The following is a 25027-nucleotide window of genomic DNA, read 5'->3' on the forward strand; positions in this document are numbered from 1 at the left end:
GCCAGAGGCCCTGTTTTGCAATGGATCGAACAATTTATGAGTGAACTCAAACGGCAGGAGCCACTGGTGGACGAAGCCTGTGTGCTGGAGTACCTGGCCCGTTACCCCGAGTTTTTCCAACGTCACGCCACCGTGTTGGACCGGATCCGCATTCCCCACGAGCGCAAGGGCTCGGTCTCGCTGGTGGAGCGCCAGCTTGACCGGCAGCGCGAGCGGATCGAGCAATTGGAGCAGGAGATCACCGAACTGATGGGGATCGCCAGCGAAAATGAGCGGATCTTCCGGATTTATGCCGATCTGTATGGCGACCTCTATGGTTGTCAGACCCTGTTTGAAATGAGCGCCGTGATGGGCAAGACATTCGTGCAGCGCCTGCGCCTGACCGGGTTGCGCCTCTGGCTCAATCCCAAGAAGTTCCTCCTGAGCGGCCCGGAGGCGCGTTTTCTGGCCGAGGGCAAACAGCTGGAGCAACTGCTGGGTCAGCGCCTGCCGGGGCAGGATTACTACTTCGGCCGTCTGAGCCAGAGCGAGAAACAGACGCTGTTTGGCCACGACGTGCTGGTCAACTCGGTGGCCCTGATGCGGATCGGCGATCTCGGCGTGCTGGCCTTCGCCAGCTCGGATCCCAGCCACTTCACTCCCCATAACGATACCCTGCTGCTGGGTCAGCTGGGCCGCCTGTTGCAGCTGCGGCTGCCCGAGCTGGCGCATGGCTAAGGGGCCTGTTTCCGCCAGCGAGCCACTGCCTCCCGCGCTGGCGGAGGAGCTGGCGGCCTTTATCGAATACCTGAGGGTCGAGCGCCAGCTCAGCCCTCACACCCGAAGCAACTACCAGGCCCATCTGGAGGCCATGACGGTCGAGCTGGTGAAACTGGGGCTTGATGACTGGTGTCGGCTTGAGGCCAGCCAGGTGCGCAGCCTGGTGACCCGGATGCACAAGGCTGGTCTTGCGCCCCGATCACTTGCCACCAAGGTCTCCGCCCTGCGCAGCTTCTGCGACTGGCAGGTGCGCCAGGGACGACTCGTCGCCAACCCGGCTCGCGGCATAGTGACCCCCAAGCAGGGAAGGCCGCTGCCCAAGAACCTGGACGTGGACGAGATGTATCAGCTGCTCAACATCACTGACGAGCAGGATCCACTGGCGGTGCGGGATCGCGCCATCATGGAGCTGATGTACTCCTCCGGCCTGCGCCTTGCCGAGCTGGTGGGGCTCAATCTGGCGGATGTGAAGCTTGACGAGCGCCAGCTCAGGGTGATCGGCAAGGGATCGCGGGAGCGGGTACTGCCCATGGGGCGGATGGCGGTGGAGTGGCTGCACAAATGGCTCAAGATACGTCCCCTGCTGGCTGGCGACGAGGCCGAGGCGCTGTTCGTCTCCAGGCGCAAGCAGCGACTGTCGGCCCGCTCGGTGCAGGAGCGGCTCGATGGCTGGGGTAACAAGCAGGCGCTCAATGCCCATGTTCATCCCCACAAGCTGCGTCACAGCTTCGCCACCCACATGCTGGAGTCATCCGGCGATCTGCGGGCGGTGCAGGAGCTGCTAGGGCACGCCGATCTCTCCACCACCCAGATCTATACCCACCTCGACTTCCAGCATCTGGCCAAGGTCTATGACAGTGCCCATCCCAGGGCCAAACGTGGATCCGGGTCAGGGGATGATGAATGACGTGTTGCCGTGCGCCTCTTGCCGTCTGGCCAGCCGGCAGGGCGTGAGTCCACACCGACCCTGATTGAGGAGTGTGCATGCATTTTTATCGCCGCTGGCAGCCGGTTGCTGCCATTTCGTTCGATCTCGACGATACCCTCTATGACAACGGTCCCGCCATCGAGCGGGCCGAACAGTGGATGCTGGCTCACTTGCGCAGTGAATACCTGGCTACCGCCATGCTCGACCAAGCGCGCTGGCAGGCACTCAAGCGCGAGGTGCTGCTCGCATCTCCCGAGCTGCGCCACGACGTCAGCCTGACCCGTGAACACTGCATTCGTGAAGCCATGATGGCGGGGGGAATGGCGGAATCTCAAGCCTCAGAAGAGGCGGTCCGGGTCTTTGCCGCTTTTCTTGCCGAGCGCTCGAAGATCGAGGTGAGTGACGAGACCCATGCCCTGCTGGTCCGTCTGGCGGAGCGTTATCCGTTGGCGGTCATCACCAATGGCAATCTGGACCTGGCGCAGGCCGGGCTGGCCGATTACTTCACCCTGGTCTGCAAGGCCGGGGAGGGCGCGAGGATGAAGCCGGCGCCGGATATGTTCAGGCAGGTACAGGAGAGCCTCGGCCTTGCTCCCGAGCAGATACTGCACGTCGGGGATCATCCGGAAACCGATGTGCTGGGCGCGCGCCTGCACGGTTTTCGCGCCGCCTGGCTCAACGAGCGGCAGCTGCCCTGGCGGCAGTTGAGGCTATTGCCGGATGTGGAGCTGGCGACCCTGGATGAGCTGGGCGAGCTGCTGCTCTGATGCGGATCACGAGCCCCGCCATATGCGGGGCTCGGTTCCAAAAGAGGGCTGGTCTGCGGCTAGCGGCCCCTGAACAGGGTCATCAGCTTGTCCAGCAGGTCGCGCGGCGGGGTCAGCTGTTTCATTGACTCTGCCTCCCGTGCCAGCAAGGCCTGCTGCTCTTGCTGGCGCTCACTCAACACCTGGTAGAGCGGCTCGACCAGGGATTCGCGCTGCAGCACCAGTGCCTGGAACATGGCCTGATTGATGCGGTAGGTTTCGACGGCCCCCAGGGCGCGCACGGTAAACGAGCTGGGCTCGCCGGTGAGCATGCTCAACTCACCGAAGAAGTCCCCCGCCTGCAGGGCGCCGAGCCGCAGCTCCCGCCCTTCCAGATTGACTAGCATCTCGGCCTCGCCTCGCACCAGCACGAACAGCCAGCCCGAGACCTCCCCCTGCTCCAGCATGATGTCGCCGCTGACGAAGGGGGCGAACTTCACCTGATCCGCCAGCTGGGTCAGTTCCTCCTCCTGCAGCATGGCAAACAGCGGCAGCTTGCGCAGGGTGGCGGTGCGTTCGGCGGTATGCCGCTTGTGGCGCGCATCCTGATGCTGTTTCTCCTTGCTCATGAAGACGTTAAAGATGGGGGGCGTGAGGCGGCGATCGTTGCGGCGCAGGGCTGCATCGACCAGGCTGCGCACCATGGAGTCGGTCGGATCGTCACGCGCCAGATCGGTCAGCCAGTAGCGCACTGCATAGCGGGCTATTCCGCCTTCCACGTTCATTAGCAGGCAGTCGGGGGGCGGTGATTTGGCGACGCAGGGCAGCTTGGTTTCCCTTAATGCCTTCTCGATCAGTGCAATGATCTGGGTCGGCAGGGTATCCAGGGTGAGATCGAACCAGACCCAGCGCCGTAGTTGCAGGGGCTGGCCGCGCCGACGCCCGAGCACGGTAAAGCGCTGCTTGAGCAGATGACTGTTGGGGATCACCACGGTTTCCCAGTTGCGGGTCTCTATGGTGGTGGCGCGCCAGTTGATCTCCACCACCCGGCCCTGGATGGTGTCCACTTGCAACCAGTCACCGATGGCGATGGAGTTGTCGAGCTGAATCGAGACGCCGGCCAGCAGGTTGCCCAATGTGTCCTGCATGGCAAAGGCGATGACGGCGGTGATCACCGCCGAGGTGGTGACTATCTCTCCCAGCGCCATGCCGGAGGCATAGAGCCTGAACAGCCCCCAGCCGATGTAGCCGATGGTGATGACGATGTCGGCAATGATGCGCGGGATCTTCACATGGCAGAGGGGGAGCAGCAGCTCGAACAGCAGGATCCCCCAGAGTTTGACCAGCACCAGACCTGCCAGCAGGGTGGAGATCTCGATCAGCCAGTGGCGGGGCAGTGGCAGGCGAAACCAGCCTCCCTCCACCTGGATCAGCAGTATGATGACCAGGCTGATGATCACGAACCCGAGTTCGGAGAGTTTCTCTCGCCGTTGCCCCGGGTTGCGCCAGAAGTGGATCAGCAGGAGTGACAGGGTGAGCAGGATCCAGAACGGGTGTTCCAGGATCCAGATCAGGGTCGGCAGCATGATGAGATTATCGCCAGACATAACAGCCCCTTGTGACTATTTACATCCAGCATAGTTGGAGTTGTGAGGGTAAATGGTGCAGCGGCGGGGCAATTTATTTATGCTGTGCCGAACAAGTCAATGGAGTGCAATCTTGTGCAATTATCAAAGAAAATCATCTGCTTGATGGCGGCATGGCCATTGGCGGGTTGTGATTTGCTGGTGGACAGATACAGGGTCGAGTTCAGGGACGGTTCCTGGCGCGAGATCGCCATCATGCCCTTTTCCAACGAGGTGCACTGGCGTGAAGGGTGTGCCACCGGCGAGGTGTTGAGCGACATGGCGCTGCCGCTCAAACGGGGGGACGTCGTCAATGGCCGGGAGCAGTTGCTGATAGGCGGCGAGCGGTTCGAACTCGACGACAACAAGCTCTATCGCAGCAACGGCATGGTATTTGGCCACTCCCCGGACTATATCCAGCGCGGGCTTAAGGGGTTGGATAGCTGTCGCGAAATGCGCCTTCAGCGGGGCGCGCTGCCCAAGCTCAAGGCGCGTGGTTTCGACGAGTAACTTTCCTTAGGCTGCGAGGCGGACGCTGCGTTGGCGGCAGGCATCGCCAAAAGCCTGGAATATCTTGATGGAGTGGGGGTTTTCGCTGGCCTTCCACTCCGGATGCCACTGCACCGCCAACAGGAAGGGGGAAATGGTCGGGGCATGGATCGCCTCTATCAACCCGTCTTCCGCGTGAGCCAGCGGCTCCAGACCTTCACCCAGCCGGTCGATCCCCTGTCCATGGAGCGAGTTCACCGGGATGCTTTCCTCCCCCATCAACTGGGCAAACCAGCTGCCTGGCACCAGATTGATGGGGTGACTCTCGCCATACTGCTCATCGACCGGATCGTCGGCATCTTCCCGGTGATCGTCGTAGCCAGGTTCGCAGTACACCTTCTGATGAATATTCCCCCCCAGTGCCACGTTGATCTCCTGCATGCCGCGGCAGATCCCGAGGATTGGCAGCCCCCGTCGGAGCGCAGCCTTGATCAACGGCAGATCGAACAGGTCGCGCTCCCGATCCTGCTGCTTCTCCGGGGTGAGGTTCTCCTGACCGTAGAGCGCCGGATCTATGTTGGAGCCAGCCCCGCTCAGGTAGATCCCGTCGGCCAGATCCAGATACTGCTCCAGATCGGCGGTGCCGCAACAAGTGGGTACCAGCAGCGGGACGCAACCGCTGATCTCCACCAGCGGGGCAATGTATTTGTGGGTCATGACCTGATAGGCGTGACCGTTACGGGGCTGGGCGCCCATGGTCATCAGTACGACAGGTTTGCGATTGGTAAAGGTTGTGGGATTGGGCATAGGGCACCTTGGCTATCCTTGGCGGTGAAGTCTCGTCCTGTGCCTTGGGCAAGCCCTTGCAACTCCATGTTTGGCAAAGGCATGCCGAAGGCATGATCTCGCAATCCCGTGTTGCATGGGGTCAGCATCGTCGATCGGAGCGGACAGCAACAGCCGGGATCTTCTTTCCAGTCTGCCAATGCCGTTCAATATGTCAAACAAAATGATGCAATATTGTTAACAAAATAAAAGTGGTATCGCTTGAGTGCCCCTTTTTATGGGCGTTTAGTGTGTATGGGTAGCCTGCCCAGTAGAATCTGTGGTGGATATATTAAACGCAGAGAAAAAGGGGGATGTTAAGGGGGCAATGACCAACACGCCTCCGCAGGGGAGGCGTGTTGCGGGGATCACAGCAGATCTTCGATTTCACCGCGCAGATACTGGTAAATCTCGCGGAAGGCCACCGGCGGTTTGTTCAGCTCCCGCTCCTTGTTGGCGTTGCGGATCAGCTGGCGCAGTTTCTGGCGGTCCAGCTCGTGGAACTGGGCCATCAGTTCGTTGAGGGCGCTGTCCCCTTCGCTGATCAGCCGCTCCCGCCACTGCTCCAGACGGTGCAGGCGAGCATTCACGGTGGAGTGGCGATTCTTGATGATGGAGAGCGCTTCGGCGATGGGCTCCACATCCCGGCTGCGCATCAGGCGGCCGATGAACTGCAGATGGCGGCGGAAGGATTCATCCTTCTTCGGCTTGAGTTTGCGACCCAGCTCGACGGCTTCTGCCAGCTCCTCATCCAGCGGGATCTTTTCCAGTTCGCTGTGGCTGAGGGATACGATCTCCTCACCCATCTTTTGCAAGGCCTCGGCGTCGCGCTTGAGCTGACTCTTGCTGGGTCCCCAGTCTTCCCACTCGTTGTCGTCTTGATAGTGACTCATCGGTCTCTTGATTCCTGTCTTTCACGTTTGGCGGATATGTTACCAGCTTCTCCCGCTGGGCGCAGGGGTCTGATATGCTTAGCCCCTTTCCTTCCTTCATACAGATGTGAGTTATGGATCAGCAAGACCAAATCCGCCAGGATCAAGCCCATCTCGAGGCCGTGGTTGCCGAGGCCCTGGAGATAGCCAAAGGACTGGGCGCCTCGCTGGCCGAAGTCTCCATCAGCAAGCAGACCGGGCTGTCGGTAAACACCCGGGGCTGTGAACTGGAAAGCATCGAATTCAACAAGGATGGGGCGCTCGGCATCGCCGTCTATCGCGACGGTTGCAAGGGCTCCTCCTCGACCACGGACCTGAGCAAGCCGGCCATCCGCGCTGCCGTCGAGGCGGCGATGGAAATTGCCCGTCACACCTCTCCCGACGACTGCGCCGGCCTGGCGCCTGCCGAACTGCTGGCCTGGGATGCCCCGGATCTGCAGCTGTGCCATCCGGTGGCCCTCGATCCCCAGCATGGCATCGAACTGGCCATCGAGTGCGAGCGGCTGGCGCTGGGGCGCGATGCGCGCATCAAGCACTCCGATGGCGCCGGCTTCTCCAGCCACCTCGGCATCAAGGTCTATGGCAACAGTCACGGCTTCGTCAAAGGCTATGCGGCGTCGCGCAACTCCCTGAGCTGCGTGCTGATCGGCGAGCAGGATGGCGACATGCAGCGGGATTACGGCTACTCCTCCAGCCGTACCCTCGAGGGACTGTGGAGCCCGCAGCGCATCGCCGACGAGGCGGTGGAGCGCACTGTCTCCCGCCTCGGCGCCCGCAAGATCACCACTCGCCATGCCCCCGTGCTGTTTCATCCCGATACGGCGGCCGGGCTTTGGGGCCACCTGGTTATGGCCATCAGTGGTGGCAATCTTTACCGCAAGTCGAGCTTCCTGCTCGATAAGCTGGGCAAGCAGATCCTGCCCAAGTGGCTCACCATCCAGGAGTTTCCCCACCTGTTGGGAGGCCTGGCCAGTACCCCGTTTGACGGGGAAGGGGTGCTCACCCGTGACATGGATATAGTGCGCAACGGTGAGCTGATGAGCTGGCTGCTCACCTCCTACTCTGCCCGCAAGCTGGGACTGACCACCACGGGCCACGCCGGCGGCATCCACAACTGGCAGGTATCCAATACCGGTCAGGATTTCCAGGGGATGCTCAAGGAGATGGGCACCGGCCTGCTGGTGACCGAGCTGATGGGGCAGGGGGTCAACATCGTCAATGGTGACTACTCCCGCGGCGCCGCCGGTTTCTGGGTTGAAAATGGAGAAATCGCCTACCCGGTTGAGGAGATCACCATCGCCGGCAATCTGGCTGATATGTTCAGCCACATAGTGGCGGTGGGTTGCGACGAGGATGAACGCTCCAGCCTCAAGACCGGCTCAGTGCTGGTCGAGAACATGAAGCTGGCGGGGCATTAATCCTCCGCCCGTTCGACCCGATCAGCCGGCATGAAAAAGGCCCCCTCGCGTTGGCGAGGGGGCCTTTTTATCAGCCGTGATCAAGGGGTGGCAATCAGCCCTTGATGCGCTCGATGCAACCGCCCAGGCCTTGCAGCTTCTGCTCGATGTCTTCGTAGCCACGGTCGATGTGGTAGATGCGATCGACAATGGTGGCCCCTTCGGCCACGAAGCCGGCCAGCACCAGACTGGCGGAAGCGCGCAGATCGGTGGCCATCACCTGGGCACCCTTGAGTTGCTGGGCGTCGCGGCAGATGGCGACGTTGCCCTGCAGTTCGATGTCGGCGCCCATCCGCACCAGCTCGGGTACGTGCATGAAGCGGTTCTCGAAGATGGTCTCGGTGACCATGCCGGTACCCTGAGCTACCGCGTTCAGCACGGTGAACTGGGCCTGCATGTCGGTCGGGAACGCCGGGTAGGGGGCAGTCTTGATGGTGACCGGCTTGAGGGTGCGACCGGTCATGTCGAGGGTGATCCAGTCTTCACCCTTCTCAATCAGGGCGCCGGCCTCTTCCAGCTTGACCAGTACCGCTTCCAGCAGGGTCGGGTCTGTCTTGCGGCAGGTGATCTTGCCGCCGGTGACCGCTGCGCCCACCAGGAAGGTTCCGGTCTCGATGCGGTCAGGTTGCACGCTGTAGCTGCCACCGTGCAGACGCTCGACGCCATCGATGACCAGGGTGTCGGTGCCCGCCCCCTGGATCTTGGCGCCCAGGGTATTGAGGAAGTTGGCCAGATCGACCACTTCCGGCTCGCGCGCGGCGTTTTCGATCACGGTGCGACCGTCAGCCAGGGTAGCGGCCATCATCAGGTTCTCGGTACCGGTGACGGAAACCATGTCCATCAGGATGTGAGCACCTTTCAGACGACCGTCGACGCGGGCTTTGATGTAGCCATCCTCAATGGCGATCTTGGCACCCATCAGCTCCAGGCCGTGCACATGCAGGTTGACCGGGCGGGCACCGATGGCGCAGCCACCGGGCAGGGAGACGTCGGCCGCGCCGTAGCGGGCAGCCAGCGGGCCCAGCGCCAGGATGGAGGCGCGCATGGTTTTGACCAGCTCGTACGGGGCCACGTGGTTGTTCACGGCACCGGCCAGCACGGTGACGTTGCCGTTCACCTTGGTGGTCGCGCCCAGCATCTCCAGCAGCTTGATGGTGGTGCCCACGTCTTTGAGGCGCGGCACGTTGGAGAGCTGAACCTCTTCGTCGCACAGCAGGGTGGCGAACAGGATCGGCAGGGCGGCGTTTTTGGCGCCGGAGATGGTCACTTCACCGGAGAGGGTGCAGGGGCCGGTGATCTTGAATTTGTCCATGGTTACTTCGTTACCAAATCAGGAGGGCAATAGGAATTTACGTTCGCGCTTCCACTCGGCTTCGGTAAAGGCCTTGATGGAGAGGGCGTGAATGGCGTTGCTGGCGATCTTGTCCATCAGCGGGGCATAGATGGCCTGCTGTTTCTTGACTCGGCTCATACCGTCAAACATGTCGCCGACGGCAATCACTTGGTAGTGGCTGCCATCCCCTTTGACATGGACTTCGGACAATGGCAGAGCCTCAAGGAGTATCGCTTCAATTTCAGAGACTTGCATTATGCGTCCTCAGTTGTGAGCGGGGTTGATTGAAACAGACTGGCCACCCCGTAGAGGTTGGCCAGGGTATAGAAATCAGTGGAGGCGCCCACCAGTTGCGGTGTTGCGCCTCGTGCCAGGGCGGCTTTGGCCCATTTGACCAGCAGGGCCAGGCCGGCGGAGTCCAGGGTGGTGACCTGGCTCAGCTCCAGCTTGTCGTCCTGCCACCAGTCGGCGCGGCGTTGCCACAGGTCATTGACCTGTGGCGCCTGCAGCTCGCCCTTGAAGATCATGACTTGATCACCAGCGGCTTGGCGTTGTGCTCGCGCAGCTGGGCGATCACTGCATCGATGCCGTCCTGGCGAATGAGGCCACCGAGTTCGCTCTGTTTGGCGGAGAGCAGGCTGATCCCCTCGGCGACCATGTCGAAGGCTTTCCATTCGCCGGTCTTGTTGTTCTTGCGAAGCTTGAACTCGAGGAAGATGTCCGGCTTGCCGGCTTCTTTCACGCTGACGTTGACGGCGGTGATATTGCCGTTGGGGGCCTTGCCCGGCTCGACCTTGACGGTCTGCTTGTCGAAGTGGGCCAGGGCATCGGCGTAGGAGCTCACCATGTACTCGGTGAAGACCTCGACGAAGGCATCGCGCTGGGCCGGGGTGGTCTGCTTGATCTGGTTACCAAGCACCTTGTAGGCGGCGAAGCGGTTGTCTACGTAGGGCAACAGCTCCTCGCGGATGATGACGCGCAGGTGGTCAGGATTGTTTTTGATCTGTGCCTGATCGGCCTTCAGACGAGCGAAGGTCTGCTTGGCGGCCATGTCGACCAGCGCATTGGGATCGGTGGCGTCCACCGCGGCCTGGGCGGACAGGGAAAAGAGCATGCTGGTCATCAGGCCCAGCAGCAGGGCGATCTTCTTGAACATGGTTACTCCTTACTTGCTGTCTGATTTGCTGTCAGAGGATTGGCTGTAGAGGAACTTGCCAATCAGATCTTCCAGCACGATGGCGGATTTGGTGTCTTCAATCATGTCACCATCCTTGAGCATGCCGGTGCCCATGTCCTCATCGGTGAAGCCTGGGGTCAGACCTATGTACTGCTCGCCGAGCAGGCCGGAGGTGAGGATGGAGAGAGAGCTGGTTTCGGAAAACTCACCTGCACTCTTTTGCATCTGCAGGGTGATTTCGGGAACCTGGGTTTGCGGGTCGAGTGTAATGTCGCTCACCCGACCGACCACCACGCCACCGACCTTGACCGGAGAGCGTACTTTCAGGCCGCCGATATTATCGAAATGCGCGTGCAGGGTATAGGTTTCTCCCTCCGGTTTGAAGCTCAAACCGGCCACTTGCAGAGCCAGTGCCAGAATGGCACCGATGCCAGCCAGCATGAAGAGGCCGACCAGGAATTCTACTTTGCTGAACTTCATCTTTACCTTATCCAAACATGACTGCGGTGAGTATAAAATCCAGACCGAGCACGGCCAGGGATGAGTGAACCACGGTGCGGGTCGTGGCCTGGCTGATCCCGGCCGAGGTCGGCTTGGCATCATAACCGTTGAAAAGGGCAATCCAGGTGACCACCAGAGCGAAGATCAGGCTCTTGATGGCACCCTGCATGATGTCATCCTGCCAGTCGACGGAGGCCTGCATGGCGGACCAGAAGCCCCCTTCATCCACTCCCAGCCAGTCCACGCCGACCAGCTTGCCACCGAAGATGCCGATCAGGCTGAACATGAAGGCCAGCAGCGGCATGCTGATGACTCCAGCCCAGAAGCGGGGTGCCACCACCCGGCGCAGCGGATCCACCGCCATCATCTCAAGGCTGGAGAGCTGTTCGGTGGCCTTCATCAGGCCGATTTCCGCGGTCAGGGCAGAACCCGCGCGGCCGGCAAACAGCAGGGCGGTCACCACAGGACCCAGTTCCCGCAGCAGGGAGAGGGAGACCAGAGGCCCCAGGCTCTGCTCGGCGCCAAAGTCTTTCAGCACGTTGTAACCCTGCAAGGAGAGCACCATGCCGATGAACAGACCCGACACCAGAATGATGGCCACCGACTGCACCCCGACCACATAGAGCTGCTGGATCAGCAGCGGGAAGTGCTTGCGCGGCGCGGGTTTGCCCGCCAGCGCATGGAACAGCATGATGGTCGCCCGGCCGATGGCGGTAATGAAACGTACGCCGCGTCGTCCCAGCTTGCTTATTTGGCTTGTCAACATCAGAGATCCTGTAGCAGGTCGCCTGCCGGAAAATGAAACGGAACAGGACCATCGGGCAATCCTTTCAGGAACTGCTCGACTTCGGGGTTGTGCTCCTCGCGCAGTTGCGCCGGCGTGCCGTGTGCCACTACCTGGCGGTTGGCAATGATGTAGGCGTAATCAGCGATGCCGAGCACCTCCTTCACATCGTGGGTGACAATGACGGAGGTGATGCCGAGGGCATTGTTCAACTCCTTGATCAGCTTCACCAGCACCGCCATGGTGATGGGATCCTGACCGACGAAGGGTTCGTCATACATGATGAGGTCGGGGTCGAGCGCGATGGCCCGTGCCAGCGCCGCACGCCGTGCCATGCCGCCGGAGAGCTCGGATGGCATCAGTTTTGCGGCACCGCGCAGCCCCACGGCCTGCAGCTTCATCATGACGATGGTGTGGATCAGTTCTTCCGGCAGGCCTGAGTGCTCCCGCAGCGGGAAGGCCACGTTGTCGTAGACCGTCATGCCGGTGAACAGGGCGCCGCTCTGAAACAGCATGCTCATCCGCTTGCGCACCTCATAGAGGCGCGAACGGGAGAGGCTTGGGATATCTTCCCCGTCAAACAGAATGTGACCGGACTCGGGCTTGAGCTGGCCACCGATCAGCCGCAGCAAGGTGGTCTTGCCGATGCCGCTCGGACCCATGACGGCGGTAACCTGGCCACGGGGGATGGTCAGGTTGATCCCGTCATACAACAGCCTATCTCCGTGACTGAAGGTCAGGTCGGAGATGGTGATCAGGTCATTGTTCAAACAATTGTCCATCCGGTGCAAATGAGGAGCGAATTTTATGGGCTAGTCTAGGTCTAAGCAACATCAAGGAACAACTATTGAACAGGCTGGCAGCCCGTTTGTACGCCAAATTTGTGTAACAAAGTGCGTCATCCTGCCGGGGATCCACCATCCGATTCGCTTATCCGGACAGACTTTTTTATAATCCCGCAGCTAATTTCGGCCCGGAGCTGTGTCTTTATGTCTGTAAAGCCTGAGAAAGTGTCTGACCTGTTCGATTTTCGTCGCAGTGCCCGCGCGGTGCTGGACACGGAAAAGCAAGCGATTGATGGACTCTACCAGTATCTGAATGACGCCTTCGACAAGGCGTGCGAGATGGTGCTGCGTTGTGGTGGCAAGATAGTGGTCACAGGGATGGGCAAGTCTGGCCATATCGGCAGCAAGATTGCCGCGACCCTGGCCAGCACCGGCACTCCCGCCTTCTTCCTCCATCCGGGGGAAGCCAGCCATGGGGATCTGGGGATGATTTCCGCAGGCGATCTCATTATCGCTATCTCCAACTCGGGCGAGAGCGACGAGATCCTGGCCCTGCTGCCGGTGCTCAAGCGCCGTGGCATACCGCTCATCTGCATGACCGGCAACCCCGCTTCGACCATGGCCAAGGAGGCCAATGTGCACCTGTGCATCAAGGTGGAAAAAGAGGCCTGCCCGCTGGGGCTCGCGCCCACATCGAGCACCACGGCAACCCTGGTGATGGGGGACGCGCTGGCGGTGGCCCTGCTGGAAGCGCGTGGCTTCACCGCCGATGACTTTGCTCTCTCCCACCCGGGCGGGTCGCTTGGCAAGCGCCTGTTGCTGCGGGTCGGCGATCTGATGCACAGTGGTGACCTGTTGCCCCTGGTTTCTATTGATGCCACCATCAGCGAGGCACTGCTGGAGGTGAGCCGTAAAGGGCTTGGCATGACGGCAGTCGTCGATCAGCATGGCCTGCTGGCGGGACTCTTTACCGATGGCGACCTGCGCCGCATTCTCGATCAGCAGGTGGACATCCATCACACCCCGATCAGCCGCGTGATGACCGCCAACTGTGTTACCGTAGGGCCGGAAATGATGGCGGCGGAAGCCGTCAAACTGATGGAAACCAGAAAGATCAACGGATTACTGGTGGTGGATGGAGACAAGCGCCCGCTGGGTGCCTTCAACATGCACGACCTGCTGAAAGCCGGAGTAATTTGATGCAAAACGTACCGACCCTTTATGGTCCGGTGACGCGCAGCCAGTATGACAAGGCGGCGCAAATCCGCCTGCTGGTGTGCGATGTGGATGGAGTGCTCTCCAATGGCCTCATCTATATGGGTAACAACGGCGAGGAGCTGAAGACCTTCTGTACCCGCGATGGTGCAGGCATGCGGGCGCTGCTCAACGCCGGGATCGAGATCGCCATCATCACGGGGCGTAACTCCCGCATCGTCAGTGATCGGATGAAGAGTCTCGGAGTGAATCACGTGGTACAGGGGGCGGACAAGAAATTGCCCCACTTCGAGGCATTGCTGGCCAAGCTGGGCCTGGATGCGTCGCAGGCTGCCTACATGGGCGATGACACCATAGATCTGCCGGTGATGGGGGCTTGTGGCCTTGGTATTGCGGTGGCCGATGCCCATCCTCTGGTCTTGCGCCGGGCCGACATGGTGACTCGCCTGGCTGGCGGCACAGGCGCGGTGCGCGAGGTATGCGACCTGATCCTGCAGGCCCAGGGGCACGGAGATTACCAGCCTGAGGCATCGGTATGAACAGACAGACCCTGTTGTTTGCCCTGTTGTTTCTGGTTGCCCTGGTCGCCTGGCAGTTGAGCAAGGTGGAGCTGGTGCCGGAGAGCACGGTAAAAACCGAGCATTATCAGCCGGATTTTGTCGCCAAAGAGTTGGTGACCACCCGTTTCGATGTGAACGGCAAGCGTACCGAACGGTTGGAGTCGGCCTATGCCGAGTACTACCAGATCATCGAGCAGGCGACATTCGACAAGCCCGTCGTCTACATGTTCGATGACAAGGGGGAGGCTGAATGGAAAGTCACGGCCGACACTGGTGTGCTCAACACCGATGACAACGTGATCATGCGGGACAAGGTGCATCTGGACGGTCTGCTGCCCACCTCCTTCATCTCCACGCTCGATACTCCCTATCTGGAGCTGGACCTGGTGACCCAGGATGTGCGCAGCAATCGGGAAGTGAAGATTTTGGGTCAGGATTTCCAGACCGAAGGGGTTGGCCTGAAAGGCCATCTGGACCGCAAATATTTTGAGTTACTGGATCAAGGTCATGCCATCTATTTCAATGAAAAACGTTAATCTGGCCCTCGCAGCCTTGTTGTTCTGCGGTGTTGTGACCGCCAAAGAGTCCGACTTTGCCGAGAAGGTTTATGTCGATGCCATCAAGCAGGTCGCAGAGATGCAGGATAATCGCGTCACCTTCGAGCAGGATGTGATCATCACTCAGGGCACTATCAAGATTAAGGCCGACAAAGTTGTTGTGACCCGCTCCGGCGAGAAAGGGGCTGAGGTGATGACCGCTTATGGCAAACCCGCTACCTTCTTCCAGATCTTGGACAATGGCAAGCCGGTCAACGCCCACGGCAACAGCATTCGCTACGAGTTGAAGAAGCGCCTGGTGACCATCACCGGCAATGGCCAGCTCAAGCAGGAAGATAGTCAGGTCAATGGTGACCTGATCCGCTACGACATCGTTAAACAGAAGATGATCGCCGAGAGCAAGACACCGAACCAGCGGGTCAAAACCGTCTTCCTGCCGGATCAGGTAGAGAATTTCGACAAGCCGGCCGATCAGCAGACCCAGGGAAAATAAGCCATGGCAGTATTGAAAGCAGTGGGCCTGCAGAAGAGCTACAAGCGCCGCATGGTGGTCAGTGATGTGAGTCTGGAGGTAGGCACAGGCCAGATCGTCGGCTTGCTCGGACCCAACGGCGCCGGCAAGACGACCTCGTTTTACATGATTGTCGGCCTGGTGCAGCGTGATGCCGGTCTCATCACCATCGATGATCAGGATATCAGCCTGCAGCCCATGCACGTGCGTGCCCGCAACGGCATCGGCTATCTGCCGCAGGAAGCCTCGATTTTCCGCCGTCTCTCGGTGTTCGACAACCTGATGGGAGTCATGCAGACTCGCAAGGGGTTGAGTCGCGAGGAGCGGGAAGACAAGGTCGAACAGCTGCTGGAAGAGTTCAACATCACCCACATCCGCGACAACCTGGGTCAGAGTTTGTCCGGTGGCGAGCGGCGCCGGGTCGAAATTGCCCGCGCCCTGGCGGCGGAGCCGCGCTTTATCCTGCTGGATGAGCCGTTTGCCGGTGTGGATCCCATTTCTGTGATAGACATCAAGAAGATCATCCAGCACCTGAAAGATAGGGGGCTGGGCGTCTTGATTACCGACCACAACGTCAGAGAGACTCTGGACGTATGTGAGAAGGCCTATATCGTCAGCCACGGCCAGATGATTGCTGAAGGTGCGCCGGCTGATATCCTCGCCGATGAGCAGGTCAAGCGCGTCTATTTGGGCGATCAATTCAGTCTATAGTAAGGGGGCATGCCTTCATTTCCTTTGCCGCGTGCCTCGCTGAACATAAGGATATCCCGACGTAGATGAAGCCGACATTACAGTTGCGTCTCGGTCAATCCCTGACCATGACGCCGCAATTACAACAAGCGATTCGTCTGCTCCAGCTCTCCTCTCTGGAACTTCAGCAGGAAATTCAGCAAGCGCTCGAAAACAATCCCCTGCTGGAGCAGGAAGAGAGCGAGGTGCAGGAGACATCCCCGCAAGATCAGGTCGATGCCAGCCAGCTGGATTCCAGCGATGCCATGGCCCAGGATCAGATGCCGGACGAGTTGCCGGTGGATACGACCTGGGACGAGGTCTATTCCGCGGGGACGGCCCAGAGTGCCGGACCCATCCATGATGGAGATGACACCGTCTACCAGGGGGAGACCACCGAGAACCTGCAGGACTACCTGTTGTGGCAGATGCGCCTCACCCCGTTCAGCGATGTGGATGCCGCCATCGCGCTTGCCATCATAGATGCCATCGACGAATCCGGTTATCTGACTGTGTCGCTGGAAGATATCCAGGCGGCGGTGAGCAGCGACGAAGTGGAGGTCGAACTCGATGAAATCGAGGTCGTGCTCAAGCGGGTGCAACACTTCGATCCCGTGGGTATCGCAGCTCGTTCGGTACAGGAGTGCCTGCTGATCCAGCTGGAGCAGTACGACACTGAGACTCCCTGGATCAGTGAGGCCAAGGAGGTGATCCAGGAGCACATGGATCTGCTCGGCAATCGCGATTACCGCACCCTGGCGCGCAAGACTCGGCTCAAGGAGAGCGACCTCAAGGAGGTGCTGGATCTGATCCAGCTGTTGGAGCCACGGCCGGGCAACGGCATCATCCAGAGCGACTCCCAGTACGTGATCCCGGACGTCTCCGTAGTCAAACGGCAGAATCGCTGGGTGGTGGAACTCAATCCTGATTCATCCCCGCGCATCCGGGTCAACGAGACCTATGCCGCTATGGCACGTAACGCCCGTAGCAGCACGGATACCCAGTTTATCCGTTCCCACTTGCAGGAAGCAAAGTGGTTCATCAAGAGCCTTGAGAGCCGCAACGACACCCTGTTGAAAGTGGCCAGCTGCATCGTCGAGCAGCAACAGGGTTTTTTCGAATATGGTGAAGAGGCGATGAAGCCGATGGTGCTCAACGATATCGCCGAAGCGGTGGAGATGCATGAGTCGACCATCTCCCGTGTAACAACCCAGAAATACATGCATACCCCCCGCGGTATTTTCGAACTGAAGTTTTTTTTCTCCAGCCATGTGAATACAGAAGGAGGAGGAGAGTGCTCATCGACCGCAATCCGTGCGCTCATCAAGAAGCTGGTGACGGCGGAGAACCCCGCCAAGCCGCTAAGTGATAGCAAGATCGCGGATTTGCTGGCCGAACAGGGTATTATGGTGGCTAGACGCACGATCGCTAAGTACCGCGAATCCCTGTTTATCCCACCTTCCAATCAGCGCAAACGCCTGGTTTAGGCAAAACAAAAGGATGACGTTATGCAAATTAACCTGACCGGACACCATGTCGAGATTACCGAAGCTCTGCGTGATTATGTGAATAACAAATTTGCCAAACTCGAGCGTCACTTCGACCACATCAACAACGTGCATGTGGTACTGAGCGTGGAAAAACTGAACCAGATCGCCGAAGCCAAACTGCATGTCAGTGGCGGCGAGGTCTTCGCCAACTCCGAGCATGTCGATATGTATGCCGCGATAGATACCCTGCTCGACAAGCTGGACAGGCAGATCATCAAGCATAAAGACAAGTTAAATAAAAAATAACCATGCAACTTGAACACATACTGAGTCGGGACTGCACCAAGAGTGCAGTCCCTTGTACAAGCAAGAAACGGGCCCTCGAAATCATCAGCGAGCTGGCCGCCGAGCGCCTGGGTACCTCACGCCAGGCGCTGTTTGAATGCTTGCTGGCCCGCGAAAAAATGGGCAGTACCGGGATCGGTGCCGGTATCGCGATCCCTCATGGTCGTATCGACGATGAATTTCCGCCCACCGCTATTCTGATGACGTTTGCCGATCCCATCCCTTTCGACTCCATCGACAATCAACCGGTTGACCTGCTGTTTGCCCTGTTGGTACCGGAAAGCGAGTGCAAACAGCATCTGAAGACCCTTTCCCTGATGGCTTCCAAGCTGGGTGACAAGGCGGTATGCCGCCAGTTACGCCAGGCAACCAGCGATGAAGAGCTCTATCAGATCATGACCTCAGCCTGATATACAGGCCAGGATCACACACCCGTTTTGGCGTGAGGGAACAAGATGCAGTTAATCGTGGTAAGTGGACGCTCGGGCTCCGGTAAAACCGTAGCCCTGAGGGTATTGGAAGATCTGGGTTATTACTGTGTGGACAACCTGCCGGTCAACCTGTTGCCCCAGCTGATCGTTTCGGTCGAGAGCCAGTACGACAAGCTGGCAGTCAGCATAGACGTGCGCAACTTGCCGAATGATTCGGAAAAACTGGAGAATTTGCTGGCTCAGGTGCGCAACGAGGGCAGGGTCGAGTTTGCCAGCTTCTTCTTCGATGCCGACAACACCACGCTGCTCAAACGATATGGCGAGAGCCGCCGTCTGCACCCCTTGTCGCGCAACAAACTGTCGTTGGACGAGGCGATCCGGGAAGAGACCCATCTGCTGGCGCCGATCTCCTCAACTGCCGATCTGCGCATCGATACTACCAGCCTCAGCATTCACGACTTGAGCGAGCTCATCAAGACTCGGGTGCTCGGCAAGAAAGAGAACGAGTTGGTGCTGGTGTTCGAGTCGTTCGGTTTCAAATATGGCATACCCAAGGATGCCGATTTCGTGTTCGACGCTCGCTTCCTGCCCAATCCGCACTGGATCCCCGAGCTCAAGCCTTTTACCGGTAAGGATGAGCCGGTGGCCAGCTACCTCTCGGCCCAGGCGGACGTGATGCTGTTCACCCAGCAAATCGAACACATGCTGGTGACCTGGCTCCCCCATCTGGAGCGTAACAACCGCAGCTATCTCACGGTCGGCATCGGCTGTACCGGGGGCCAGCACAGATCGGTATTCATCGCCGAACGCCTGGCCAACTCCTTCCGGCAGCTCGGCAAGAACGTGCAAATTCGCCACCGTACCCTCGACAAGAGCAGTTCCCAAGCGTGATACCCCAATAGGACGACCTGATGACAGTTTCCGCCTCGGTTGAAGTGAAGAACAAGCTGGGTATCCACGCTCGGCCAGCCATGATGCTGTTTGAGCTGGTACAGGGTTTTGATGCTCATGTGCTGCTGCGCAATGAGGATGGTGTTGAGGCTGATGCCGACAGTGTGATTGGCTTGCTGATGCTGGACTCTGCCCAGGGCCGCCAGGTGGAAGTTCAGGTGGAGGGGCCCGACGAGGTGGAAGCCCTGGCTGCCGTTGTCGCGTTGTTTACGTCCGGTTTCAATGAAGAGTAGTCGCTCAGCCTTCTGGCGTATGAGACGCCACGCATAAGGAGAATACCTGCGGCTTCTCAGGTATTCTCTCTCCTTCCCACTCCGCTATCTCCTGCCGTCGACGTCCTGCGTGTACAGCACCCTAGCGGGTTGCCCGCTTCTGGTAGCGCAGGTCTTCTTCTATGGTGACTACGACTTCGAGCGGTTTGCCCTCACGAAATACCGATATGGTGAGCTTGGTGCCCGGGCGACTCTCGACAATCTTGTCCATGGCGGCCCGAACGCCGCTGATGGCCTCTCCGTTGATCTTGAGCAGTACATCTCCCCGCTTCAGACCTCCCTTGCTGGCCGGGCCGTTGGGATCCAGGCTCTCCACCACCAGACCGCGCAGATCGCCCAGGTTCATCATGCGAGCGACGATGGGGTTGATCTCGACGCTGGAGACGCCGAGGTAGCCACGGATGACCCGACCGTTAGCGATCAGCTCATCCATGATCCGCTTGGCTAGCCGGTAGGGGATGGCGAAGCTGATGCCGTAAGTCTCCTGATTGCCGTTGAGGTGATAAGTAGCGGTGTTGATCCCCACCAGATCGCCACGACCATTGACCAGAGCCCCGCCCGAGTTGCCCTCATTGATGGCGGCATCGGTCTGCAGCAGATCCTGGCGGCCATTGCTGTCGGGTCCCATGCTGGAGAGCCCGGCGCGCCCGGTCGCGCTGATGATGCCTTGAGTGATGGTTTGGCCCACGTTGTAAGGGTTGCCTATGGCAAGCACCACATCACCCACTTCGGGTTGTCGTTCAGGATCCTGCGGGATGACCGGCAGATTGTCCGCTTCGATATAGAGTACGGCGAGATCGGTCAGCTGATCGGTACCGACCAGCTCGGCGCTGAACACCCGGCCATCCTGCAGTGCGACGATGATCTGGTCGGCATCGGCAATGACGTGATAATTGGTCAGCACGTAACCGCGGGAAGTCATGATGACGCCGGAGCCCAGCCCCTGTGGGCGCAGTTCCCCCTGATTCCCCTGATTGGCGGCAAAGCTGCGGGTGTAGATATTCACGACGGCAGGGCCGGCGCGATGGGCGGCGTAGGAGAAGCTCAACTCGCGGGCATTGGTGATGAGACCGGGTAGCTGGGCCCCCCCACGAAAATTGGGAAACAACACAAGCAGCAGCGCCGCGACGGTCAAACCGAAGCCGATGGACTTGCCCAAGTAACTGACTAAAGGGGGGATTTTCATGTCATTCTCATCCGTACAGGCTGCGGGCAGAGAATAACATCATCGGTGGATAAAAATCACCCGCGGCGAATGCCGCGGGTGGGGGAGGGATTAGCGGATCACCAGATAGAGTGAAGAGTCACCCCGCTGGATATTGAGTGCCAGCACGTCAGGTTTGTTCTTGAGTGCTTTGGTCAGCTCGCCCAGTGTGTTGATCCGCAGGCGGTTGACTCCGATGATGATGTCACCTTTCTGCAAGCCCGAAGCCGCCGCAGGCGAGCGTGGGTCGATATCGGCCACGGCGACGCCGGAAACAGGTTCTGTAGTGGTGCTCAGCTTGGCCCCTTCCAGTGCCGGATGCAGGGCGCTGGCCAGGAGCTCGCTATCATCTGCCTTCTTCAGGGTAACCTTGACGGTCTGCTCTTTTCCGTCGCGGATAAGGCCGAGGGCAACCTGCTTGTCGGCACCCATGGTCGCGATCTTGGCGCGCAGCTCACCAAACGAACGGATGGCTTTGCCATCGATGCTGACAATGATGTCGCCAGCCTTGATGCCGGCCTTGGCTGCAGCAGAGTCAGGCATGACCTGGTTGACGAAGGCGCCATCTTTCTTGTTGTAACCGAAGGTCTTGGCAATCTCCGAAGTGAGCTCGGTGCCGGTGATCCCCAGTTGGCCACGACGCACTTCACCGTACTTGATGATCTGCTCGGAGAGGTTGCGCACCATGTTGGACGGAATGGCAAAGCCGATGCCGATGTTGCCACCGTTGGGGCCCAGGATGGCGGTGTTGATACCGATAAGCTCGCCACGCAGGTTGAGCAGGGCGCCACCCGAGTTGCCGGAGTTGATGGCCGCATCGGTCTGGATGAAGTTCTCCAGATTTTCGATGTTGAGGCCGCTACGGCCCAGGGCGCTGACAATACCCGAGGTCACGGTCTGGCCCAGCCCAAACGGGTTGCCGATGGCCAGCGCATAGTCGCCGACTCGCAGCTCGTCGGAGTCGGCAAACTTGATCTGCACCAGATCGTCGGCCTTGATTTGCAGCAGAGCGATATCGGACTGCTTGTCTTCACCAATCTTCTTGGCGGCGTACTCGCGGCCATCCTTCAGGTTGACCTTGATCTCGTCCGCTTCGTGTACCACGTGAGCATTGGTGATGACATAGCCTTTCTTGGCATCGATGATGACGCCGGAGCCCAGCGCCTGGAACGGCTGCTCGCTCACTTGCTCGTCAGGCATGTTGGGGCCAAAGAAGAAACGGAACTGTTCCGGCAGACGCTGACGGGTCACTTTCTTGCCGGAGACGGAGATATTGACCACGGCAGGGGTAACTTGCTCAAGAACCGGTGCCAGGCTCGGCATCTCCTGGTTAGATTCGAACAGGGAAGGCATTGCAGCCTGTGCAGGGGCCGCAGACATGGCGATACCGACACTGAGGGCTAGCACACTGAGCATGGAAAGAGGTTTACGCATATGAAAAACAGCTCCCAGAAAAAGTTGCATTGCAATCGTCAAGGTCAGACCACAGGGCTGGCGGATTAGTTCCGCGAGGCACTAGCTTGTTTGCTTGAGCAAACCGGAAGAGGCTCCGGCATAGTCACGGGGAGGAATGCCGGGTTCAGTCTCGGTGCTGGTTTGCGTTTCTTCTACCGGCGGCTCACGGAACAGGGGTTCTTGAGCCTTGGCCAGGAACTTGCTCTGCTCTGCCATGTGGCGGTAGAGGGTCTGATATTGCTCGGCCAGTTGCTCCATCAGCGCCGCACTGTCGGCGAAGTGGGTATTGATTTGGCCCTGATAACTTTCGAGCTCTTTGTGGGCCTTCTTCAGTTCCTGTTCCAGACGGCCGGCATCACGGCTACGTACCGAGAAACGGCCGATGATGATACCGATGATCAGGGCCGCGACAGCCAGCAGGATCCCAGTTAACAGACTCATAGATGCTCCTTGTTACAGCTAAAACAGTGTGTTGATTCGGTTGAACAAACCGCCATGCCTGGTTGGCACTATACCGTGCGTCCCGAGGCCGTGATACCATTTTGTCCTCTATTCAGGGACTTGGAGAGGCACATCAAGGATGACACCGCAGCAAAAATATCAGCAGGATCTGCTGCGTCCGGGTTTTCAGGCCGACCCCGCCCAGCGTATGGCGATCAGCAGGCTGGAGCGACTGTATCAGGATTTGCAGCGGCGCCCGACTCCGACCAGATCCGGCGGACTGTTGGGCTGGCTGCAAAAGCCGAAACCGCCCGAGCCCATCCAGGGTATCTATATGTGGGGCGGTGTCGGCAGAGGCAAGACTTGGCTGATGGATACTTTTTTCGAGAGCCTGCCGGGTGAGCGTAAACTGCGCTGCCATTTTCACCGTTTCATGCACCGCATCCACGATGAACTTAATGCATTGAACGGCCAGACCGATCCACTCAAGCAGATTGCCAGCAAGCTCGCCAGCGAGACGGATATCATCTGTTTCGATGAGTTTTTCGTCTCCGACATTACAGACGCCATGTTGCTGGGCACCCTGTTTCAGGAACTGTTTGGCCACGGCGTAGTGCTGGTCGCTACGTCTAATATTCCTCCGCAAGAGTTATATCGCAATGGACTGCAACGAGCCCGTTTTCTGCCTGCCATCGCGCTGATCGAGCGTCATTGCGAGATACTTAATGTGGATGGCGGCATCGACTATCGCTTGCGAACCCTGGAGCAGGCCGAGATCTATCACTGTCCGCTGGATCTACAGGCAAAATCGAACCTTGAGCGTTATTTCCAGCAATTAACAGGTGGTCACGAGGCCCGGGTGGGGGATCTTGAGATCAATCATCGCCAGCTGGTGTCGCTGGGGATGGGGGAAGGGGTGCTTTACATGGAGTTCGAGCAACTTTGCTGTACTCCCCGCTCCCAGAACGACTATATCGAACTGGCCCGGTTGTTTCACACTGTCTTGCTGGCCAACGTTCAGCCAATGGGAGCAGGTACGGATGACGCGGCTCGCCGCTTCATCGCCATGGTAGATGAATTCTATGAACGGCACGTCAAGCTCATCATTTCGGCAGCTGTTCCCATGGCGGATCTCTATGGTGAAGGGCTGCTGAATTTCGAATTCCAACGCTGTCTTTCACGGCTTCAGGAAATGCAATCGCACGAATACCTTGCAAGAGTGCACCTTCCTTAGTCACAATACCGCGCCTGCCAGTCGGATGGGCATCTGCGGCAGGTAGGGCCGGGCGACATTTGCTAGCTTCATGGCAGTGAAATTAGCAGGTGATATTTAAGGCAACTTCACTTATAATCGCCCGGCCCACGTTACAGCTGTCGATAAGGCAGCAACACTTTAAGCTTTACTTGTATTCGAAGGGGTACAGGTAGGCCATCGTTTGTTGTTTGTGGGAGAGCCCCCATAAGCAATTGGGTCTGTAACAGGTAATTGGGTTTAACTTAATGAAAACTTTCGTTGCCAAGCCAGAAACCGTAAAACGTGACTGGTACATTGTGGACGCAGAAGGTAAAACTCTGGGTCGTATCGCAACCGAGATCGCTGCTCGTCTGCGTGGTAAGCACAAAGCTGAGTACACTCCGCACGTTGACACCGGTGACTACATCATCGTTGTAAACGCCGAGAAGGTACGTGTAACCGGTAACAAAACTACCGATAAAATGTACCACGCTCACTCCGGTTTCCCGGGTGGTATCAAGTCCATCAGCTTCGACAAGCTGATTCAGCGTAAACCGGAAATGGTAATCGAAGCTGCTGTTAAAGGCATGCTGCCGAAAGGTCCTCTGGGCCGTGCCATGTTCCGTAAACTGAAAGTTTACGCAGGCGCCGAGCACGCTCATGCTGCTCAGCAACCTCAAGTACTGGATATCTAATCGGGAACTGGCAACATGGCAGAAAATCAATACTACGGTACCGGCCGTCGCAAAAGCTCCACTGCTCGCGTATTCATCAAAGCGGGCAGCGGTAAGATCGTAATCAACCAGCGCTCCCTGGAGCAGTACTTCGGCCGTCCGACTGCCCGCATGGTAGTTCGTCAGCCGCTGGAACTGGTTGAGATGACCGAGAAACTGGATCTGTACATCACCGTTAACGGTGGTGGCATCTCCGGTCAAGCTGGTGCGATCCGCCACGGTATCACTCGTGCTCTGATGCAGTACGACGAAACCCTGCGTTCCGAACTGCGTAAAGCTGGCTTTGTTACTCGTGATGCCCGTAAGGTTGAGCGTAAGAAAGTTGGTCTGCACAAAGCTCGTAAGCGTCCGCAGTACTCCAAGCGTTAATTCGCTTCTGGTACTCACTCTTTCGAGTGTCAAAAAAGCCTGGCGATTGCCAGGCTTTTTTTATTGGTAATATTACCGATATCAATGCTAACCACAGGTCACAAAAGACAAAAAATTGTTTCTTTATTGTTTTTATTGCTCACCGCTCTTTCTTGTCAAGTTGTTATCTTTTCTTTAAAATTTCCCCT

The 25027-nt window shown here is 58.7% G+C and carries 31 protein-coding genes; 18 read left to right on the forward strand and 13 right to left on the reverse strand.

What is annotated here, in order from left to right; translation table 11 throughout:
* Positions 1-36 precede the first annotated feature (36 nt).
* The 3 genes from I6L37_RS06075 to I6L37_RS06085 all read left to right on the forward strand — a co-directional run bounded on the left by I6L37_RS06075 (position 37) and on the right by I6L37_RS06085 (position 2454).
* The gene (locus I6L37_RS06075; RefSeq protein WP_042070902.1) at positions 37-717 is read left to right on the forward strand and encodes a DUF484 family protein; all 681 of its coding nucleotides are present in this window, start codon (positions 37-39) and stop codon (positions 715-717) included.
* Complete coding sequence (xerC, locus tag I6L37_RS06080) at positions 710-1666, forward strand: tyrosine recombinase XerC (protein ID WP_216993536.1); 957 nt, start codon at positions 710-712, stop codon at positions 1664-1666. Before I6L37_RS06075 ends, xerC begins: the two co-directional genes overlap by 8 nt.
* A 77-nt stretch (positions 1667-1743) precedes the next feature.
* A complete protein-coding gene (locus tag I6L37_RS06085; RefSeq protein WP_216993537.1) occupies positions 1744-2454 on the forward strand; it encodes an HAD-IA family hydrolase in 711 nt (236 codons plus the stop codon).
* Positions 2455-2513: 59 nt separating this feature from the next.
* On the opposite strand, the gene I6L37_RS06090 is transcribed toward I6L37_RS06085, so the two are convergent.
* Positions 2514-4040: a mechanosensitive ion channel family protein gene (locus I6L37_RS06090; protein ID WP_216993538.1), complete on the reverse strand. Its 1527-nt coding sequence runs from the start codon at positions 4038-4040 to the stop codon at positions 2514-2516.
* Between the two features lie 99 nt (positions 4041-4139).
* On the opposite strand from I6L37_RS06090, the gene I6L37_RS06095 reads away from it, so the two are divergent.
* Positions 4140-4568, forward strand: coding sequence for a hypothetical protein (locus I6L37_RS06095; protein ID WP_156140987.1), 429 nt, complete (start codon positions 4140-4142; stop codon positions 4566-4568).
* Positions 4569-4574: 6 nt separating this feature from the next.
* On the opposite strand, the gene I6L37_RS06100 is transcribed toward I6L37_RS06095, so the two are convergent.
* Together I6L37_RS06100 and yjgA are read right to left on the reverse strand one after the other, a co-directional pair.
* Positions 4575-5354 carry a gamma-glutamyl-gamma-aminobutyrate hydrolase family protein gene (locus I6L37_RS06100; RefSeq protein WP_216993539.1) on the reverse strand — a complete coding sequence of 260 codons (780 nt, stop codon included), beginning with the start codon at positions 5352-5354 and terminating at the stop codon, positions 4575-4577.
* A 386-nt stretch (positions 5355-5740) separates the two neighbouring features.
* On the reverse strand, positions 5741-6265 hold the full coding sequence (gene yjgA / locus I6L37_RS06105) for a ribosome biogenesis factor YjgA (protein WP_026456364.1): 525 nt from the start codon (positions 6263-6265) through the stop codon (positions 5741-5743).
* 113 nt (positions 6266-6378) lie between these two features.
* On the opposite strand from yjgA, the gene pmbA reads away from it, so the two are divergent.
* Positions 6379-7722, forward strand: a complete 1344-nt coding sequence (gene pmbA, locus I6L37_RS06110; protein ID WP_216993540.1) for a metalloprotease PmbA — start codon at positions 6379-6381, stop codon at positions 7720-7722.
* Between the two features lie 94 nt (positions 7723-7816).
* Here the strand turns inward: pmbA and murA are convergent, their stop codons facing one another.
* The 7 genes from murA to mlaF are packed head-to-tail and all read right to left on the reverse strand — an operon-like array spanning position 7817 to position 12338.
* Entirely contained in the window at positions 7817-9073 is a 1257-nt protein-coding gene (murA, locus tag I6L37_RS06115) for a UDP-N-acetylglucosamine 1-carboxyvinyltransferase (RefSeq protein ID WP_042025037.1), read from the reverse strand.
* A gap of 18 nt (positions 9074-9091) precedes the next feature.
* Positions 9092-9349 carry a BolA family iron metabolism protein IbaG gene (gene ibaG, locus I6L37_RS06120; RefSeq protein ID WP_026456362.1) on the reverse strand — a complete coding sequence of 86 codons (258 nt, stop codon included), beginning with the start codon at positions 9347-9349 and terminating at the stop codon, positions 9092-9094.
* Positions 9349-9621, reverse strand: a complete 273-nt coding sequence (locus tag I6L37_RS06125) for a lipid asymmetry maintenance protein MlaB (RefSeq protein WP_216993541.1) — start codon at positions 9619-9621, stop codon at positions 9349-9351. The genes ibaG and I6L37_RS06125 overlap by 1 nt, the downstream gene beginning before the upstream one ends.
* Positions 9618-10250 carry a phospholipid-binding protein MlaC gene (mlaC, locus tag I6L37_RS06130; protein WP_216993542.1) on the reverse strand — a complete coding sequence of 211 codons (633 nt, stop codon included), beginning with the start codon at positions 10248-10250 and terminating at the stop codon, positions 9618-9620. The genes I6L37_RS06125 and mlaC overlap by 4 nt, the downstream gene beginning before the upstream one ends.
* A gap of 9 nt (positions 10251-10259) precedes the next feature.
* On the reverse strand, positions 10260-10751 hold the full coding sequence (gene mlaD / locus I6L37_RS06135; protein WP_026456359.1) for an outer membrane lipid asymmetry maintenance protein MlaD: 492 nt from the start codon (positions 10749-10751) through the stop codon (positions 10260-10262).
* Positions 10752-10758: 7 nt separating this feature from the next.
* A complete protein-coding gene (gene mlaE / locus I6L37_RS06140) occupies positions 10759-11538 on the reverse strand; it encodes a lipid asymmetry maintenance ABC transporter permease subunit MlaE (protein WP_216993543.1) in 780 nt (259 codons plus the stop codon).
* Positions 11538-12338, reverse strand: a complete 801-nt coding sequence (gene mlaF / locus I6L37_RS06145) for a phospholipid ABC transporter ATP-binding protein MlaF (RefSeq protein ID WP_026456358.1) — start codon at positions 12336-12338, stop codon at positions 11538-11540. The genes mlaE and mlaF overlap by 1 nt, the downstream gene beginning before the upstream one ends.
* A 207-nt stretch (positions 12339-12545) precedes the next feature.
* Between mlaF and I6L37_RS06150 the strand changes: the two genes are divergently transcribed.
* The 10 genes from I6L37_RS06150 (at position 12546) to npr (ending at position 19363) form a co-directional block, all read left to right on the forward strand.
* Entirely contained in the window at positions 12546-13541 is a 996-nt protein-coding gene (locus I6L37_RS06150; RefSeq protein WP_216993544.1) for a KpsF/GutQ family sugar-phosphate isomerase, read from the forward strand.
* Positions 13541-14095 (forward strand): 3-deoxy-manno-octulosonate-8-phosphatase KdsC, encoded by a 555-nt coding sequence (kdsC, locus tag I6L37_RS06155; protein ID WP_216993545.1) that lies wholly within the window; start codon positions 13541-13543, stop codon positions 14093-14095. Before I6L37_RS06150 ends, kdsC begins: the two co-directional genes overlap by 1 nt.
* Positions 14092-14652: an LPS export ABC transporter periplasmic protein LptC gene (gene lptC / locus I6L37_RS06160; RefSeq protein WP_026456113.1), complete on the forward strand. Its 561-nt coding sequence runs from the start codon at positions 14092-14094 to the stop codon at positions 14650-14652. The genes kdsC and lptC overlap by 4 nt, the downstream gene beginning before the upstream one ends.
* On the forward strand, positions 14639-15166 hold the full coding sequence (gene lptA, locus I6L37_RS06165; protein ID WP_026456112.1) for a lipopolysaccharide transport periplasmic protein LptA: 528 nt from the start codon (positions 14639-14641) through the stop codon (positions 15164-15166). The genes lptC and lptA overlap by 14 nt, the downstream gene beginning before the upstream one ends.
* 3 nt (positions 15167-15169) lie before the next feature.
* Positions 15170-15895: an LPS export ABC transporter ATP-binding protein gene (gene lptB, locus I6L37_RS06170; protein WP_026456111.1), complete on the forward strand. Its 726-nt coding sequence runs from the start codon at positions 15170-15172 to the stop codon at positions 15893-15895.
* A 65-nt stretch (positions 15896-15960) separates the two neighbouring features.
* Positions 15961-17400: an RNA polymerase factor sigma-54 gene (locus tag I6L37_RS06175; RefSeq protein WP_216993546.1), complete on the forward strand. Its 1440-nt coding sequence runs from the start codon at positions 15961-15963 to the stop codon at positions 17398-17400.
* A gap of 21 nt (positions 17401-17421) precedes the next feature.
* On the forward strand, positions 17422-17709 hold the full coding sequence (hpf, locus tag I6L37_RS06180) for a ribosome hibernation promoting factor (RefSeq protein ID WP_216993547.1): 288 nt from the start codon (positions 17422-17424) through the stop codon (positions 17707-17709).
* Positions 17710-17711: 2 nt separating this feature from the next.
* On the forward strand, positions 17712-18158 hold the full coding sequence (ptsN, locus tag I6L37_RS06185) for a PTS IIA-like nitrogen regulatory protein PtsN (RefSeq protein WP_005336322.1): 447 nt from the start codon (positions 17712-17714) through the stop codon (positions 18156-18158).
* Positions 18159-18203: 45 nt separating this feature from the next.
* On the forward strand, positions 18204-19070 hold the full coding sequence (rapZ, locus tag I6L37_RS06190) for an RNase adapter RapZ (RefSeq protein ID WP_042070881.1): 867 nt from the start codon (positions 18204-18206) through the stop codon (positions 19068-19070).
* Positions 19071-19090: 20 nt separating this feature from the next.
* Complete coding sequence (npr, locus tag I6L37_RS06195; RefSeq protein WP_026456107.1) at positions 19091-19363, forward strand: PTS phosphocarrier protein NPr; 273 nt, start codon at positions 19091-19093, stop codon at positions 19361-19363.
* A gap of 121 nt (positions 19364-19484) precedes the next feature.
* Here npr and degS read toward each other — a convergent pair whose 3' ends face one another.
* The 3 genes from degS to I6L37_RS06210 form a co-directional block, all read right to left on the reverse strand.
* On the reverse strand, positions 19485-20588 hold the full coding sequence (gene degS / locus I6L37_RS06200) for an outer membrane-stress sensor serine endopeptidase DegS (RefSeq protein WP_026456106.1): 1104 nt from the start codon (positions 20586-20588) through the stop codon (positions 19485-19487).
* A 90-nt stretch (positions 20589-20678) separates the two neighbouring features.
* The gene (locus I6L37_RS06205; RefSeq protein WP_216993548.1) at positions 20679-22040 is read right to left on the reverse strand and encodes a Do family serine endopeptidase; all 1362 of its coding nucleotides are present in this window, start codon (positions 22038-22040) and stop codon (positions 20679-20681) included.
* A gap of 81 nt (positions 22041-22121) precedes the next feature.
* Positions 22122-22502: a YhcB family protein gene (locus I6L37_RS06210; RefSeq protein WP_042070879.1), complete on the reverse strand. Its 381-nt coding sequence runs from the start codon at positions 22500-22502 to the stop codon at positions 22122-22124.
* A gap of 139 nt (positions 22503-22641) precedes the next feature.
* On the opposite strand from I6L37_RS06210, the gene zapE reads away from it, so the two are divergent.
* The 3 genes from zapE (at position 22642) to rpsI (ending at position 24839) form a co-directional block, all read left to right on the forward strand.
* Positions 22642-23736: a cell division protein ZapE gene (gene zapE, locus I6L37_RS06215; RefSeq protein WP_216993549.1), complete on the forward strand. Its 1095-nt coding sequence runs from the start codon at positions 22642-22644 to the stop codon at positions 23734-23736.
* Positions 23737-24002: 266 nt separating this feature from the next.
* Positions 24003-24431 (forward strand): 50S ribosomal protein L13, encoded by a 429-nt coding sequence (rplM, locus tag I6L37_RS06220; RefSeq protein WP_026456103.1) that lies wholly within the window; start codon positions 24003-24005, stop codon positions 24429-24431.
* A 15-nt stretch (positions 24432-24446) separates the two neighbouring features.
* Positions 24447-24839 carry a 30S ribosomal protein S9 gene (gene rpsI / locus I6L37_RS06225; protein ID WP_005336286.1) on the forward strand — a complete coding sequence of 131 codons (393 nt, stop codon included), beginning with the start codon at positions 24447-24449 and terminating at the stop codon, positions 24837-24839.
* The last annotated feature ends 188 nt before the right edge of the window (positions 24840-25027 follow it).

Source organism: Aeromonas sp. FDAARGOS 1407, assembly GCF_019048725.1.
GTDB lineage: Bacteria > Pseudomonadota > Gammaproteobacteria > Enterobacterales > Aeromonadaceae > Aeromonas > Aeromonas enteropelogenes.